This window comes from Dictyobacter arantiisoli, from assembly GCF_008326305.1.
GTDB classification, from domain to species: Bacteria; Chloroflexota; Ktedonobacteria; order Ktedonobacterales; family Ktedonobacteraceae; genus Dictyobacter; species Dictyobacter arantiisoli.
The window spans coordinates 1-15,540 of sequence record NZ_BIXY01000036.1 but is presented as its reverse complement, the minus strand read 5'-3'; the positions used below and the strand labels follow the sequence as shown (position 1 = coordinate 15,540).

The window sequence follows — 15,540 nt, the reverse complement described above, 5'->3', positions numbered from 1 at the left end:
GAAAAAACACAATTAGTTAAGCAAAATGCCCTATCAATCATTGAAGGGCAAGGAGCGCAGGCGTTTACGCGTACTGAGCAGACGCTTGCTGTCCAGACGGCGGATACGGCTACCTGCCGTGGGACGAGTTGGCCTGCGAGGCGTACGAATACGTTGCCGCTCCTCAAGACGTTCAGCCATGCGCTCATACGCGACATCTCGATTGGAGTGCTGGGAACGCCGCTCGGTAGCCATGACGACCACACCCGTAGGACGATGGGTCAGACGCACGCCTGACTCGACTTTATTGCGATGCTGTCCGCCTGGACCGCTGGCAATCACAAATTCAAGATCACAATCTCGCTCCAGCGATACACGATCAGTTGGATATCGTTCAAACATCAGAGGTTCTCATCTCAAAACGTGGAGAATACTGTTCTTCACTTATAACCTATCACTTTATGGAATTCATATCATGCGAATGCAATGTTCATTGTAGCATGCCTGAACATCCATGCGCTTGTCTTTATAATACGATTCGCTGCCTGAAAATTTACAAAAGAAGGATGCCAAAAAGCATCGATCCCCCGGGCACTGCTGGCCTTTGGGGGATCGATGCTGGATAAGCCTGGATCGTATTGTATAGAAGTTATTTCTACGCATCCTGCTTATTTTTGGTTATAGAGCACTACGATGGGTGCTACCAGCAATGGCTCGCAAGATGGCGATGAAGACACAGGCACCGATGAAGGCGATAACAATTGAGACAATCACATTGCTGCTACCAATACCCAGTAAGCCCGCCAGGAAACCACCAACCAACGCACCAACCAGACCAACCACAATATCTCCGATGATGCCATAACCACCACCACGCATGACCAGACCAGCCAATGCACCAGCGATCAAACCAACAACTAACCACCAGATGATTGAGCTAAGGGTGACGTCTGCAAGGGTTAATGCTGTTACGGTTGCGAAAACTGCCATGGTATGAACTCCTTTTATCACTAATCAAATCGTACAACTCAAAAGTGTTTCGCAGTATGAAAATTATTCCGGCTGGGAGAGATGTATGTTTGTTCTCTCCCTTCTGTGGTATATACGATCACCAGAAGAGAGGTGGATACACTTTTTCACGCCTTCCATGAAAGGTTAAGCCTCTCCTAAATTATCTCTCAGGCTTCTAATTTTCGTTCCATAGCTTGTGATCACTGCTCTGCTTGCCATCTCATCTTTAGAGAAGCGCATCTTGAGCGTGAGAATAGGCATCTGAACGGCTTGTTAACAGGACACATACTGTTCCACTATCTCGCCTACATAAGAAAGCTTAAAGAACTTCTTTTTCTTATCCTCGGGCTGAATTTAATCAAAAGAGGCTTTTCTTTTCTCGCTTCCCTGTTTATACTTTGCATAAGAAGAATTTAGATCAAGAGAAAAAGGGATCTACTCCCTGGAAAGTCCTCGTATGTCCGACCGCATTGGTCAACAGATTGGTCACTATCGTCTCGTCAGCATCCTGGGGCACGGTGGCTTCGCGGATGTTTACCTGGGTGAACATGTCTATTTAGGTACCCGCGCCGCGATTAAAATATTGGATACGCGCCTCGCATCCGAGGAAATCGAGCATTTTCAACAGGAGGCGCGCATAATAGCACAGCTTGAGCATCCTCACATTGTGCGTATCCTCGACTTTGGAGTCGAGGAGCATGTTCCTTTTTTGGTCATGAGCTATGCCCCTAACGGTTCACTCCGGCAACACTATAAAAGTGGGAGCAAATTACCTCTCGCAACGGTTGTGGCCTTCATTAAGCAAATCGCCAACGCTTTACAATATGCCCATGACAACAAATTGATCCATCGCGATATTAAGCCGGAGAATCTCCTGTTGGGGCGCCAGCATGATATTCTGTTGAGTGACTTTGGACTGGCTGTGGTGGCGCAAAGTTCATCGCAACATCCCATTCGCGATGTCTCGGGCACAATTGCGTATATGGCTCCAGAACAGGCACGTGGCAAACCACAGCCCGCCAGTGATCAATATGCGCTGGCAATCATTGCTTATGAATGGCTGAGCGGTCAGCGTCCCTTCAATGGCACCTATGAAGAGGTGATTGTACAGCATGCGTTTACACGTCCTCCCTCGCTCAATAAAGAACAGACAGAGATTACACCAGCCGTCGAGGCGGTCATTATGCGCGCGTTAGAAAAAGATTCTCGCCTACGCTTTAGCTCTATTCAGGATTTCGCGCGCACACTCGAAGAAACCTATCTGGCGGATCAGGGTATCATCCAGCCAACCTGGTCATCTGCCTCCTACCCACCAGAGACGTCGCCCGTGCTGGAAACAAAGCCTCTGGACATTGCGTCCCCATCGCGCTGTGTACCTGCCAGAGGAATGGAAGAACATGCAACCATCAACGATGTTATCTATGCCCTGGCCTGGTCACCTGACAAGCATAAGATTGCCTATGGGAGCCGTGAGCGCACTATTCAGATACGTGGCGCAACCACAGGTGAATGCATACTGACTTATAAAGGGCATATGGGAAGCGTGACAACCCTGGCCTGGTCGCCGGATGGACAATTTATCGCTTCCGCCAGCCTGGATCTAAGCATTCACGTCTGGGATACACGCACGGGACAGCACAAAGCCATCTATAACGGTCACCATGGCATTGTATCGGCATTGGTCTGGTCGCCAGACAGTCAATGGATCGCTTCAACCAGCAATGGGACAGATAATACCGTCCATATCTGGCAGGCCACGACAGGACAACAACAACTGATCTATCATGGACATACACAATGGGTACGCGCTCTGGCCTGGTCTCCCAATGGCAAGGTTCTGGCATCGGGTGCGCGACACGAAATTCATATCTGGGATAGCGGGCAGGGGCGCCGACTCTTCCTCTATCGTGGACATCCCAGTTGGATTCGCGCTATCGATTGGTCCAGTAACGGCACGCGCATCGCCTCCGCGGGTGAAGATAACATTGTCCATATCTGGGAGCCACTCAACAAAGGACACTTGCTCTGCGAATATCGTGGACATAATGACTGGGTTGGCACGGTACTCTGGTCACCAGATGGAAATTGGATTGCCTCCGCCAGTAAAGATCATAAGGTGCATGTCTGGCATGCCTGCACTGCCAGCAATAACGGCGCAGGTAACAGCAATGGGAATGGCAACCAGGTCGGTATTTATCCCGTCCATACAGCATCAGCCTTTGCCATCACGTGGCTATCGGACAGCAAACATATCGTCTCTGCCAACGGCAATGGCTCCGTACAGGTCTGGAACATCAAAACTGAATAACACACGCCAGAAAAGAGAAGAAAAGAAAGTGTTTGAGCATCTGAGTTGCGAACAACTATATTATTGTTCTAAGCATCTCAGATGCAAAAATTCATACACAAAGAACGGGAAAATCATGGGTGTCGCTACCAGTGCTTGCTGAAGGGAATAACGGTAAGCGCTGGTAGATGGGCGAGTAGAGGTAACAAGTACGTCGCTTTTGGTGTTCCCCAACCTGTCACCGGATCCCAACCGACGCTGGCACTGAAGCCACTGATGTTGCCCTGCGTATTATTTCCTTGAATGATGTCATGAAATGCCAGACCATACAATGAGGGATTACTACCAATATTGTACAGTTCATTGTTGATAAAGCCAAGCGGATGGCCCGCCAGCTGGTTGGTAATAGCCACCAGGCCCGCCCATTGAGGTGCGCCCGAACTGGTACCCCCGAATAGATAATAGCCGGGTTCGCTCATAAAGCTGAGATACACCGGAATACTTGTAGTGGGATCTCCATTGTAGGAGACATCAGGTACGCCTCGATATCCATGCGAGCCAGCAATAGCACTTGCGGGTAACGACTTCTGAAAGTCAGGTGCTTTAAAATACTGGCTGTAGCCACCGCCCGAGGCATTGCCGACTCCACCATTCCAGACCGTTTCAGACTGATAGTTACCACTCGTATCAGCGTGCAAGCTCGTACCACCCACCGCAGTCACCCAGGGCGAATCAGCCGGAAAACCAACAGTCGCAAAAGGATAGTTATTGCCATTGACATCAGGGTTGACACTACCGCTATCCCCGGATGAAGCAATAAAGGTTACATGCTGCTCGCTGGTGGTTGCCTGGTAAAATGTATTGAAATTATTCATTACCTGCTTGCCAGTGGGCATAAACAGCGTCTCTTCTGTAGCACCCCAGCTTTGAGAGATAATCTTGCCGAGGTGATGATTAACAGCATACTGCTCTAATTTCAAAAACTCTGGCAGCCCCTGGACGCCCTGGGTCTCAGAGACGGGACTGGTCAACAATACGATACCGGCACCGGGAGCTATCGCATGTGCCCACTGAATATCGAGATTCGTCTCCTGGGCCCATCCCATCTGGTCCGAATTACTGGTATCAAACGGGACCGTCCCCAGGGGATTCAGGACCTTAAACGATGGGGGATCTGGTAAACCATAATCTTTGTCAAATCGTTTGAGATCAGCCAGTGGATGAGGACTCCCAAAAGAATCAATTAACACGATGGTCTGACCGGTGCCATTGAAACCATTGTGCAGCAACGGCGTCAAACCATAGGCATTGTGGATTTCGTCTGGACTATAACAGGGCATCTGCATCTGGACTCGACAGCCTGCGTCATCGGGAGGATCTTTACTCAACCAACGGAGGGCATGATGTTTATGGATCACCTGTGTAAACATATTCGCGGAGGCATGTCCCTGGATTGAGGTACTCAACAAAGAACCCAGGCAGCAACATATCAGCAACAAAAATATCAATGGATTACGCGTTCGCATTCGCGTATGGAAGGAATAGCGCACTACATATATCCTTTCTACTACATACCGCAAAACGGGAAGAACACATACTTTTATAGATTGTCTCATGTATTCTCTTTAAGGTTATTATATAGACCACCCGGATCATCCAGGTAGGGCTATTTATGTCAGTACATACAGCTATTTATCAACATATTCAAGGAAAACGAGCACGAACAACTCACAATACCAACACAGCTACAGACAAAACGCCAATATATCCATAGTCAAAGGTCCTCTATTTCTCAGGACATTCTTCCAGGACCAGGGACTTCAGGCCCTTTAAGAGGTATAGAAGTGGAGGGAAAAGGAGACATTGACAAGGGGAGATAGCTATGCTAGAGTTCATAACAGTTTACAGTGAGTCAGGACATCCTTCAAAAATCGTTCTTCTACTTCCAACATCTTACATAGCGCATACTGGCAGGCTGTCCGCTGCCTTGATACAGCCAGATAATCAGTAGCCTGGAGCGCAAACCACAATCAAACCAGATCAAGCCAGATCAAGCCACAACAAGGAAATTACACATCCATGATTACAGAACAAATCGTATTTTTAGATTGGCATTTACAGGAAGATACACTTACACAGATTGCTAGCACCGCTGGAGAACAGATCATCTTGAAGGGGACTGCCCTACCTCAATTTGAATTTGGAGCCACCCTTCGTCTGATTGCTCCTCTATCCGAAGGACAATCTGCGCTGGGCATTCTAGCCCACTATAGCAACAAGGCACGCCTGCTCATACGCTTCATTCAGCAGCAAGAGCGCTGGGCACTCGCAGTCGAAACAGTTGGTGTCGCCCCGGTCGTTAATCGCGTCATCGCACTACCAGCCGACTTTGATCCAGCAGATTGGCACACGTTACGCCTGATTCAGCAGGTCGAGCAAACCGATATCTATCTGGACGGCACAGCCATTCTGAGAGTCCTTGAGACCGCGTATATCGCCCAACCCGGCATCTACGTCAACAATGCTGGTGCTGAGTACAGTCATATCTCACAGAGCAGTAACGACTAAAAAGAGATCCCAACAACCAACAAAGAAAGTCCCCGTCAGCCTCTGCTGTGTTCGGGGACTTTCCTGATACCTGATATATGAACAGCAAGCATACCACCATCCACTTATTTCACCGTACCAGGCTTGTGGCGATCCCGAGCAAAACGATGCGCCCACTCAGACACAAATGGCAATCCAATATATTTTCCAGATAACGCTCCGATTAAACCCACTATCCAACCCACAAACGCAATCACATTGAGCATCACAAAAAACGGTATAACTGGATATCGGATCAGTGTGATATGCAGACTGATCAAGCGGAGGGATACAATAAACAGGAAGGTATAGCCTCCAAAGAAGAGCAGCGATTGCATAGCATGGAAGCGCACAAAACGATTCTGCTTCACGAATAAAATCATCAGGATAGCGGTGAACCAGCCACCCAGATAGCTCAGTACACCACCCAGCCTTGCGGCAGATGGAGTTTCCATCTGTCCAAACACATTACTGCCCATAATTGGTGGAGGCGTTGTAGCATAGAGTGGCACATACCCATAGGTATAGAGAGGCACCTGCTGACCCGGCCCTGCCTGCATTGGCGGCACCTGTTGCGGCTCTTCAGGTGAAGAAGGAATATCGCCAGGCCATTGAGCATGGTACTGACGCTCGTATTGCTGAGGATCGAAAGAGGTATCATTATCATGTGCAGCACTGCGCTGCTGCTGAAAAATCTGTTCCTGTGAAGGCTGAAATGATTGTGACATCGCAAATGGCCTTTCTGAATACTCTAATGGCGCGTATCAAATTGAATCATTTCTAGCATAAGGGGTAAATGTAAAGCTGGTATCACAAAAATGTCGCGAAATTGTCACAAAAAAGCTGTGGTCCTCTTTGGACAGATCGAAAAGAGAAAAAGTGTTTGATTCCCATGCTCTCCACGATCTCTGTGCATGAGTTTTCGCACCTGCAGTGCTCAAAACAGTTTTTAGTGTGTGGTGCAGGAAAAGTGCATAGCACTTTTCCTGCACCACACACTAAACAGGGCGCAGGCGCTTGCGCGCCTGCCAGCAGGTGAGCAGCAAGATCCCGCTGGTGAGGGGAATCAAACACTTTGTTAACTCGACTTTGTACATTTTTAGGCATTTGAGCCTGCGAAAAAGGGCGAGCGCGACGCATTTTCGAGCTCACGTTTTCAAAATTGTACAAAGTCGAGGTTAGATCTGTCCTAGAAGCGACCCAGGCGTGGGCGTTCGCCAGGTCGGGGTTCAAGTACAGGATATTCTTCGCTCAGGCGTAAAGCTTCAGCGATGGCACGCTCCAATTGTGGATCGTTACTTTTGACGAAGTCTTGCGGCGCGATATCTACTTCGATGTCAGGATCGGTACCATAGTTTTCAACGTTCCAACCAACATCCTTAAACCAGAAAGAGAACTCGGGCTGCGTAGTGACAGTTCCATCCACCAGATGATGGCGTGGGCTGATGCCAATTACTCCGCCCCAGGTACGCTTACCAATCAAGGGACCTAATCCCATCAGCTTGAAGCTGTGACTAAAGATGTCGCCATCTGAGCCAGCATGCTCATTGGTCAGGGCAACCATGGGCCCCCGTGGCGATTCACTGGGATAGGCTTCCGGTTGTCCCCAGCGCGGGAAATCGTAACCGATACGTCGGCGCGCCAGTTTCTCAAGCAACAAGCCAGAGACATTTCCACCGCCATTCCAACGAACATCTATCAGAAGTGCGGGATAGTCATACTCGGATAGATAGCCGCGATGGAACTCGGCATAGCCTGGTCCCCCCATATCGGGGATATGGATGTAGCCAACGCGATTCTGCGAGGCTTCATGGACATGGCGGCGATTGTTTTCCACCCATTCGCGATAACGGGCGGGCGTTTCACTGGCCAGAGCCTTGACCACGACGGTTCGCGTCTCCTTGCTCTCAGCCTGCTCAACCAGCAGTTGAACCTCGTTACCGGCCTGATTAACCAGCAATTCCGCTGGTCCTCGTCCAGCGCCAACACGCTGTCCATTGATCGCCAGGATCGCATCACCAACTGCAAGATTCAGTCCTGGACTGGTTAATGGCGAGGTGGACTGACTATCAGAAGGATCTCCCTTGACGATATGAGCAATACGATAGCGCTCATGCTCCTCATCATACTTCCAATCGACACCCAGGAAGCCCTGTCGATAATGGGGGCCATGTCGTACATCACCACCCATCTCATAAGCATGTGAGGTACCCAATTCACCCTGCAACTCCCAGAGCAGATCAGATAATTCTGAGCGTGAACTGACACGTTCGACCAGGGGAGCGTATTGTTGATAGACTGCCTCCCAATCAATACCAGACATATCCTCGCTCCAGAACTGTTCACGCTGGAGACGCCAGGCTTCCGCGAACATCTGCTTCCACTCGGCTGATGGCTGTACCGACACCTTAACGCGATGCAGATCAATCCAGCCGCTCTCCCGTGTCGGTCGGTCACTATTCCCCTCAGACTTGGGTTTCTCTCCTGCCTTCACGACTCGCAGACGATGATGGAGACTATAGATCAAGGTCTTATAATCACGAGAAAGGTCAAAACTCCCCACGCCATCAAAAAGCTTCTCGGTCTTATACGCATCGAAATCATAAAACTCCAGTGTGCCACGTCCCGCTGCGGGACTGTGAAGCACACCCTCAACCGGGAATGAGAGGAAGAGCGCCTTGCCCTTGATACCTGCAATGCGGCGATAGCGCCCCTCTGCAACCGGGAACGGTAAGATGCGTTCAGTGATGCCGTCGAAATCAATCGTGATAGCCGGGACCTTCTTCTCTTTCGACTCGCTCTGACCATCCTCATGCGCGCCATTTGTCTCAGCCGACTCAGGAGTCTCGTCTTTCTCCTTCTCTCTTTCCTTCTCCTTCTCCTTTTCTTTCTCCTCAGGAGAACGGGACTCAGGAATAAAGGGAGAACGTAGATCATTGCGCAGGGTGATCAGATAAGGTTTGACACCACGGGGGAAGCTGAGATCAAAATGCAAGTTGTCACGTACGGGATTAAAGATGCGCTCTCCCAGAAAGTAGAGGTATTTGCCTTCGGGATCAAAGGCGGGCCGGCTGTCAGTCAAAATGGGATTGGTAATTTGATGTAATTCACCAGTCTCAATATTTGCTAGCTTGATAGCGACTTTACTGGATGCCAGGGCATATCCATACGCCACCCATATCCCATCAGGGGACCAGGCCACTCCATGAATACCACCATGATCGCTATGATCCAGTACCCGTGATGTGCCATCTTCCAGGTTGACCAGGATCAGTTCGTTGCGATGATTCGCAATGACCACATTATCATCGGTCGGAGAGAGAGTCAAATCGGTTGCACGCCCAAACTCAATCTCAGGGAACGTACGTGGCGCCTCTGCACTTTCGGGTGTGAAGACAATTAGCTCTTCGTAGCCGGGGGCATCATGGATTGCCACAAGCTTTTTGCCATCATTCAGCCATTCTAAAAAGCGATAGCGCACACCATCAGTCTCACCATACTGAAGAACCGGGCCCTCCCAATTGCCGAGAGTAAAAGCCTTACCACGCGTTGTGAGAGCAATCATATGGCCCTGAGGATGGAGGGCATAGGTATCCAGATAGCTGGAGGCCGTAACAAACTTGCGGCTGCGCTGACTGCGAATACTGGGCAATGTGATTTCAAGATGGCGCGACTCTTCCGTCTGCGGATCAAACAGATACAGATCCGCCGCCGATTGATAGACGAGTTGCTTGCCATCGCTTGAGAGATGACGGGCATAAAAATCGGTATTCTGTGTATGCTTGCGTAGATCTTCACCGGTGGGGGTACACGAATACACGTTTCCCACACCCTCATAGTCCGAAAGGAAGTAGATGCGCTCTCCCACCCAGCAGGGATCAGCGACATTTCCGCCCAATTGTAACAGCCGCTCAAATTGCCCGTCACCTGTACGATCGCACCAGAGATGGCCTGCTGTACCGCCGCGATAGCGCTTCCAGTGCGAGAATTCGCGCATATTCGTATTACGACCCAGCACAACACCACCGGTTGAACTATAAGAAATGGCGCTTGCCATCCCGACGGGAAGATGTCGTGAAGCGCCGCCGGTGGGCTTCACCGCATAAATTGTCTCAAAGCGTCCGGTGAATTGCTCGGCATTGCTGGAATAGAGGATCTCCGAGCCATCCGGTGTCCATCCCAGGACACGGCAATTGCTCCCATGAAACGTCAAGCGTTGCGCGATCCCACCCTGAGCAGGCATCACATAGACCTCGCTGGGTCCCTCCTCACGTCCGACAAAGGCTAATAATTCCCCATCAGGCGAAAAACGCGGATGCTTCACTTCACCGAGACCCGCAGTAAGGCGCTCGGCCCGTCCGCCAGCGCTAGAAACTAACCACAGATCATCCTCTGCCACAAAGACAATGCGATCCTGATAGATATGTGGGAAACGTACGTAACCCTGTGATGGCATATCTGCTCCTTATTTAAGAGTGTACGTAAAGGGAATATGTACACGGCTAGAATAAACCCATAAATACATCTATTTTCCTGTAGAATAACACGAATATCAAAAATCGTCATCTCACTCCCGCAACCAACCTGACAGGCATGTTGCTATCTGGCAGGCTTTGGCATAGAATAAGATCAGACATGAAGATGCGTCGAATGCATTATCGTTTCTATGAGGAAAAGAAGATGACGGTTGATACACATTTGGGAGAGATTGCCCCATCCTCGCACACAAGTATGGATAGCGCGGTCCAAACATTGACCGAGCACAAAGATGCCTGGATACGCACACCGCTTGCCACGCGTCTTGCAATCATCGATACCTTAATCACGGACTTTGCCTCGTTGGCGCAACGCTGGGTCGCCGCTATCGCACAGGCGAAAGGATTGGATGAGCATGATCCACTGGTAAGTGAGGATTGGGGGGGTGGCGCATGGCCTGTACTCCTAACCTTGCGCCAGTTACGTCAGGTCTTGAGCGATATTCAACAAGACGGACATCCCCACATTCCCGGACCAGTCGTAACACGGCCGGATGGACAGGTAACCGCGCAAGTCTTTCCTTTTCGCCCCTATGATCGCGTCCTGTTCCCAGGCGTAACGGCAGAGGTCTGGATGCAGCCTGGCGTCACAGTGGAGCGTCTCCCAGACACACAGGCCATCAGTTATCAGACAAAAGAACAGGAAGGCAAACTGGCACTGGTACTGGGCGCGGGCAATGTCGCCAGCATCGGACCGCTGGATCTCCTCTACAAATTATTTGTAGAGAACAGGGTGGTACTCTACAAAGCTAATCCAGTCAATGCCTACCTTGGCCCCTTGCTTACCGAAGCATTTCGCGCCCTGATTAAGCCAGGCTTTCTGGATATCGTCTACGGCGGTGCCGATGAGGGCAGCTATCTCTGCCAGCATCCCGGTATTGATGAGATTCATATTACTGGCTCGGACAAAACCTTTGAGGCCATCGTCTTTGGGACAGGTGAAGAGGGAGAACAGCGTAAAGCAAGCGGACAATCCTTGTTGACCAAACCGATTACCGGCGAACTGGGCAATGTCAGTCCCGTCATCATTGTCCCTGGACCATGGAGCCAGAAAGATATCGCCTATCAGGCCGAACACCTTGTCTCATCCGTGGCGAACAACGAAGGCTTCAATTGCAATGCCACCCGTGTCATCATTCAACAACGCAACTGGACCCAACGGACGCAGCTCCTCAAGCAGATGCGTCACATCTTCGCGCAGCTCCCCTCCCGTCCCGCCTATTATCCCGGTGCGCGTGAACGCCAACAGCGCTTCCTCGCCGCCCATCCCGAAGCGGAACTCTTTGGACAACAGGATCAAACATTGCTGCCCTGGACCTTCATACCTGATGTTCCGGCCAACCAGAGCGATGATATCTGCTTTACCACAGAAGCCTTCTGTAGCCTCTGCGCTGAGACCGCACTGGAGGCGTCCACGATCGTAGAATATATTCAAAAAGCCGTCACCTTTGCTAATCAACAACTCTGGGGCACCCTGAACGTCACCTTGATTGTCCATCCCGCTACTCTCAAGCTACCTGGGGTAGCCGCAGCCATTGATCAGGCCATCGCCGACTTACGCTATGGCACTATCGGCGTCAACTACTGGGCTGGTACCAGCTTTGTCATCTCAGTCACGCCCTGGGGAGCCTTCCCTGGACACAGTATCGAAGATATTCAATCCGGCAACGGGATCGTTCATAATACCCTGATGTTCTCGCAATTGCAAAAATGTGTCTTGCGCGCACCCTTCCGTAGTCTCATGACACCGCCCTGGTTTGTCAGCCAGAACAAGGTGGCGTACAAGCTCTTTAAGAAGCTCACCTACTTTGAAACCGCACCCTCCTGGCGGAAATTGCTCGACATTGCAGCCACCGCGATGGGACGCTAATCGTTCGCCAAAATCGCTCACTGGAAATACTCACAAGTACATCACAGGACGCACACTATCAGAACAGTGGACAACAAAGCATGAAATAATCGAGGCATGTGGTTGTGTTGTCATAGATGGAAACAATAATTATCAGATAGATGCGCCCCACTGTTTTCGGCGCGAACGGCTACCTATCCTTAGAGATGAAACATATTGAGGAGTTTTTTTGTATGAGCACACTCCCAACCGGCGCTACACAGACAGCCGTAACGGGTAAACAAAAGCATAGTGGAATAGTCAAGCTATTTGAACCATATACTTTGCGCAACCTGACCTTCAAAAATCGTATCGCAGTCGCTCCTATGTGCCAGTATTCAGCAGAAGATGGCTTCGCACAGGATTGGCATCTGGTGCATCTGGGCGCGTTAGCCGTGGGTGGAGCTGGACTTGTTATCACCGAGGCTACTGCCGTCGAAGCACGTGGGCGTATTTCACCCCAGGATCTTGGCATCTATCGCGATGAACATATCGAGATGCTCTCCCGCATCGCTTCCTTCATCAAAGCGCAAGGGGCTGTAGCAGGCATGCAATTGGCTCATGCAGGAAGAAAAGGGTCAACTCACAGGCCGTGGGATGAGCCAGGCGATGGTGAAGTCAAGCCTGAAGATGGTGGCTGGCAAACCGTAGCTCCCAGTGCCATTGCATTCGCAGATACCTATCCCCAACCAGAAGCATTAAGCGTTGCTGAAATAGCTGAAGTCGTCAAAAACTTCCAGTGTGGAGCGCAGCGAGCCTTAAAAGCAGGCTTCCAGGTCCTGGAGATCCATGCCGCCCATGGCTATCTGATCCATCAATTTCTCTCACCCTATTCCAATCACCGCACAGATGAATATGGTGGTTCATTACAAAATCGCATGCGCTTCCTGCTCGAAGTCACGGATGCCATCCGAGAAGTTGTGCCCGCAGAACTGCCGTTGTTCGTTCGCATCTCGGCCACAGATTGGTTAGAGGAGGGTGGTCTGACATTAGAGGAATCCGTTGAGGTAGCCCAGGCACTTAAAGAGCACGGAGTGGATTTGATCGATGTGTCGACCGGTGGCAATGTGAAGCAGGCCAAAATTCCCGTTGGCCCCGGCTATCAGGTACCCTTTTCAGACACCATCCATCACGAGGCCCAGATTCCCACAGGTGCGGTCGGCATGATTACCGAGCCAACCCAGGCCAATAACATCCTCGAACAGGATAAGGCCGATATGATCTTTTTAGCGCGTGAATTGCTGCGCGATACACACTGGCCCCTACGCGCCGCCCATGAACTCGGCAGCGATATCGCATGGCCCAAGCAATACGAACGCGCCAAACGCTAAAGCTTATACCTGAATACACCATCCAGACGCTTTATACCTGGCAGGCAGCAGAATAGCCGCTCTCCGTACGAGGGCGGCTATTCTGCTGCCTGCTCCTCACGATAGCGTTGCTGGTACTCCAGGCGTGCCTCACGTAGCAGCGCCAGTGGCTTGACCAGGAAACCTATACAGGCTCCAAACTCATGCAGAATCGTCACCGTCTCATGGGTCATAAAGTATTTGCCATTTCCCACGACACACTCATTGATCACCAGCAAGACGCTAAAACTGGTCTCAGCAGACATTGAAGTCAGAACCTCTAATAATTCTTGCGTGCTGGCTACATCAATGCGCTGTGGAGATACAATGCGATCTTGAGGAGCAACTTTCTCTGGATAGATATATAATTCAGCATGCCCGATAGCCATAACATTCATACGATGAACCTCTCATCTCTCAAACAACAAAACGACATCTCTACTGTTTACAAGGATGAGCGCTTTCTTTGGCTTCAAATTGCTCCTGGAACAGACAACTTAGCTATCTTTTTGTTGCTTGCCGATTAGCTCCCCAGTCCAAGCAAAGCGGCTGCTACCCGTTCATAACCAGCGAGGAGATGCTGCATATCCAGCAGTAGCTTCACTACCCCATCGATATGCTTCACAAGCTCGGGCTGTTCGCTGGCTTGTGGTACAAAACGCTCCTTGAGAAACTCTAAAAATGCAGTACTTTCATTGATACGATGCGCATAATGCCCTTTCATGTGGATTAATTGCTGGTGATGAGTGTACACCTGAGCCAATAAGCTCAAGCTATAGGTCTCTCCATGAGGATGAGCTATCGAGGGTAGATGTCCAAGCTCCCTCTGGCTTTTTTCCCTATCTGATAAAGAGGAAAGTTTCTCCGTATCCAACTGCACATCATTGCTTTGGAGTACTTCAGACAACAAACGCATAAAATCCATGAAGATATAATAGATATCGGAGATAAAGAGGCGTATTCTCTGCAAAGGATCGGTTATGATCGCCTGTGGTGAACAGGGCTCATAAGAGCTACCGTTCATTTCTGCGAAACGTTGTATATCATTAAGGGTTGTCATTACGTCATTAAAACGCTCAATAAAAGTACTGATACTGGTAGACTGCTGAGTATCAACATATCTATGATACATATGATAGAGCGATTGCAATGTCTCTTCAGGAGTGAGACCGGACTGATTGGGTTGCGCCTGATCCTCTGTCACAGGACTAAACAGATTCCGGCTTTGCGGGTGCGCATGTGTTGCATCAGGTTTTACGGTTGGTTGTGCAATCAGCTGCGTGCGTAATACCTCCAGGGCGGTATCAATATCATCCAATAGCTCTGTTTTCTGGGTATCGCCCAGTGTAAGATTATACTTCACAATACTACGACATGTAAAAACAGTCGCCATAATATGTTCTAGCTGCTGAGGATCGTGCTCTGGCGCCTCGTATGTCATACACTTCCCTTTCCATCTAAACAAACACAACAATGCATCTTCCATGCTTTATATAAGGATAACACCATTTTAACCATATGGACATAATGAATTTATAAAAATATCCGACCTGTCATTATAAATATGAAAATTGCACCATAGAGAGTGTCAGCCTCCCAATACCAGCGGGATCTTGCTGCTCCCTGGCTGGCAGGCGCGTGCGCGCCTGCGCCCTTTTTATTATGTGATGTAGAAAAGGTTCTTCGAACCTTTTCTACATCACATAATAAAAATCTGTTTGAGCACCGCAGGTGCGAAAACTCATGCACAGAGATCGCGGCGAGCATGGGGGGCTGACACACTCATAGAGAGTGTCAGCCCCCAATACCAGCGGGATCTTGCTGCTCCCTGGCTGGCAGGCGCGTGCGCGCCTGCGCCCTTTTTAGTGTGTAGTGCAGGAAAGGTGCTGTGCACCTTTCCTGCAC

11 protein-coding genes are annotated in these 15,540 nt (G+C 50.0%); 4 read left to right on the top strand and 7 right to left on the bottom strand.

Annotation, left to right across the window (positions count from 1 at the left end):
- Positions 1–33: 33 nt before the first annotated feature.
- Both F1593_RS13245 and F1593_RS13240 read right to left on the bottom strand, forming a co-directional pair.
- Positions 34–381, bottom strand: a complete 348-nt coding sequence (locus F1593_RS13245; protein ID WP_149402046.1) for a peptide chain release factor family protein — start codon at positions 379–381, stop codon at positions 34–36.
- A 276-nt stretch (positions 382–657) separates the two neighbouring features.
- Complete coding sequence (locus F1593_RS13240) at positions 658–969, bottom strand: GlsB/YeaQ/YmgE family stress response membrane protein (protein ID WP_149402045.1); 312 nt, start codon at positions 967–969, stop codon at positions 658–660.
- Between the two features lie 478 nt (positions 970–1,447).
- Here F1593_RS13240 and F1593_RS13235 point away from each other — a divergent pair, with 478 nt between their 5' ends.
- Positions 1,448–3,298 (top strand): serine/threonine-protein kinase, encoded by a 1,851-nt coding sequence (locus F1593_RS13235; RefSeq protein WP_149402044.1) that lies wholly within the window; start codon positions 1,448–1,450, stop codon positions 3,296–3,298.
- A 125-nt stretch (positions 3,299–3,423) separates the two neighbouring features.
- Here F1593_RS13235 and F1593_RS13230 read toward each other — a convergent pair whose 3' ends face one another.
- Positions 3,424–4,743 (bottom strand): S53 family peptidase, encoded by a 1,320-nt coding sequence (locus F1593_RS13230; protein WP_149402043.1) that lies wholly within the window; start codon positions 4,741–4,743, stop codon positions 3,424–3,426.
- 613 nt (positions 4,744–5,356) lie between these two features.
- On the opposite strand from F1593_RS13230, the gene F1593_RS13225 reads away from it, so the two are divergent.
- Positions 5,357–5,845: a hypothetical protein gene (locus F1593_RS13225; protein ID WP_149402042.1), complete on the top strand. Its 489-nt coding sequence runs from the start codon at positions 5,357–5,359 to the stop codon at positions 5,843–5,845.
- Positions 5,846–5,949: 104 nt separating this feature from the next.
- Here the strand turns inward: F1593_RS13225 and F1593_RS13220 are convergent, their stop codons facing one another.
- Together F1593_RS13220 and F1593_RS13215 are read right to left on the bottom strand one after the other, a co-directional pair.
- Entirely contained in the window at positions 5,950–6,591 is a 642-nt protein-coding gene (locus F1593_RS13220; protein ID WP_149402041.1) for a DUF4870 domain-containing protein, read from the bottom strand.
- A 461-nt stretch (positions 6,592–7,052) separates the two neighbouring features.
- Complete coding sequence (locus F1593_RS13215; RefSeq protein WP_149402040.1) at positions 7,053–10,319, bottom strand: S41 family peptidase; 3,267 nt, start codon at positions 10,317–10,319, stop codon at positions 7,053–7,055.
- A 224-nt stretch (positions 10,320–10,543) separates the two neighbouring features.
- Here F1593_RS13215 and F1593_RS13210 point away from each other — a divergent pair, with 224 nt between their 5' ends.
- Together F1593_RS13210 and F1593_RS13205 are read left to right on the top strand one after the other, a co-directional pair.
- A complete protein-coding gene (locus tag F1593_RS13210) occupies positions 10,544–12,268 on the top strand; it encodes an aldehyde dehydrogenase family protein (protein ID WP_172632095.1) in 1,725 nt (574 codons plus the stop codon).
- A gap of 275 nt (positions 12,269–12,543) precedes the next feature.
- Positions 12,544–13,617 carry an NADH:flavin oxidoreductase/NADH oxidase gene (locus tag F1593_RS13205; protein WP_149402076.1) on the top strand — a complete coding sequence of 358 codons (1,074 nt, stop codon included), beginning with the start codon at positions 12,544–12,546 and terminating at the stop codon, positions 13,615–13,617.
- Positions 13,618–13,694: 77 nt separating this feature from the next.
- On the opposite strand, the gene F1593_RS13200 is transcribed toward F1593_RS13205, so the two are convergent.
- Both F1593_RS13200 and F1593_RS13195 read right to left on the bottom strand, forming a co-directional pair.
- Positions 13,695–14,033, bottom strand: a complete 339-nt coding sequence (locus F1593_RS13200; RefSeq protein ID WP_149402038.1) for a hypothetical protein — start codon at positions 14,031–14,033, stop codon at positions 13,695–13,697.
- Positions 14,034–14,158: 125 nt separating this feature from the next.
- Positions 14,159–15,076 carry a hypothetical protein gene (locus tag F1593_RS13195; protein WP_149402037.1) on the bottom strand — a complete coding sequence of 306 codons (918 nt, stop codon included), beginning with the start codon at positions 15,074–15,076 and terminating at the stop codon, positions 14,159–14,161.
- Between the last annotated feature and the right edge of the window lie 464 nt (positions 15,077–15,540).

Coding starts and splice junctions, on each gene's coding strand:
- F1593_RS13210 (WP_172632095.1), top strand. CDS start 10,544: ATGACGGTTGATACACATTTGGGAGAGATTGCCCCATCCTCGCACACA.
- F1593_RS13220 (WP_149402041.1), bottom strand. CDS start 6,591: ATGTCACAATCATTTCAGCCTTCACAGGAACAGATTTTTCAGCAGCAG.
- F1593_RS13240 (WP_149402045.1), bottom strand. CDS start 969: ATGGCAGTTTTCGCAACCGTAACAGCATTAACCCTTGCAGACGTCACC.
- F1593_RS13225 (WP_149402042.1), top strand. CDS start 5,357: ATGATTACAGAACAAATCGTATTTTTAGATTGGCATTTACAGGAAGAT.
- F1593_RS13195 (WP_149402037.1), bottom strand. CDS start 15,076: ATGACATACGAGGCGCCAGAGCACGATCCTCAGCAGCTAGAACATATT.
- F1593_RS13200 (WP_149402038.1), bottom strand. CDS start 14,033: ATGAATGTTATGGCTATCGGGCATGCTGAATTATATATCTATCCAGAG.
- F1593_RS13215 (WP_149402040.1), bottom strand. CDS start 10,319: ATGCCATCACAGGGTTACGTACGTTTCCCACATATCTATCAGGATCGC.
- F1593_RS13235 (WP_149402044.1), top strand. CDS start 1,448: ATGTCCGACCGCATTGGTCAACAGATTGGTCACTATCGTCTCGTCAGC.
- F1593_RS13245 (WP_149402046.1), bottom strand. CDS start 381: ATGTTTGAACGATATCCAACTGATCGTGTATCGCTGGAGCGAGATTGT.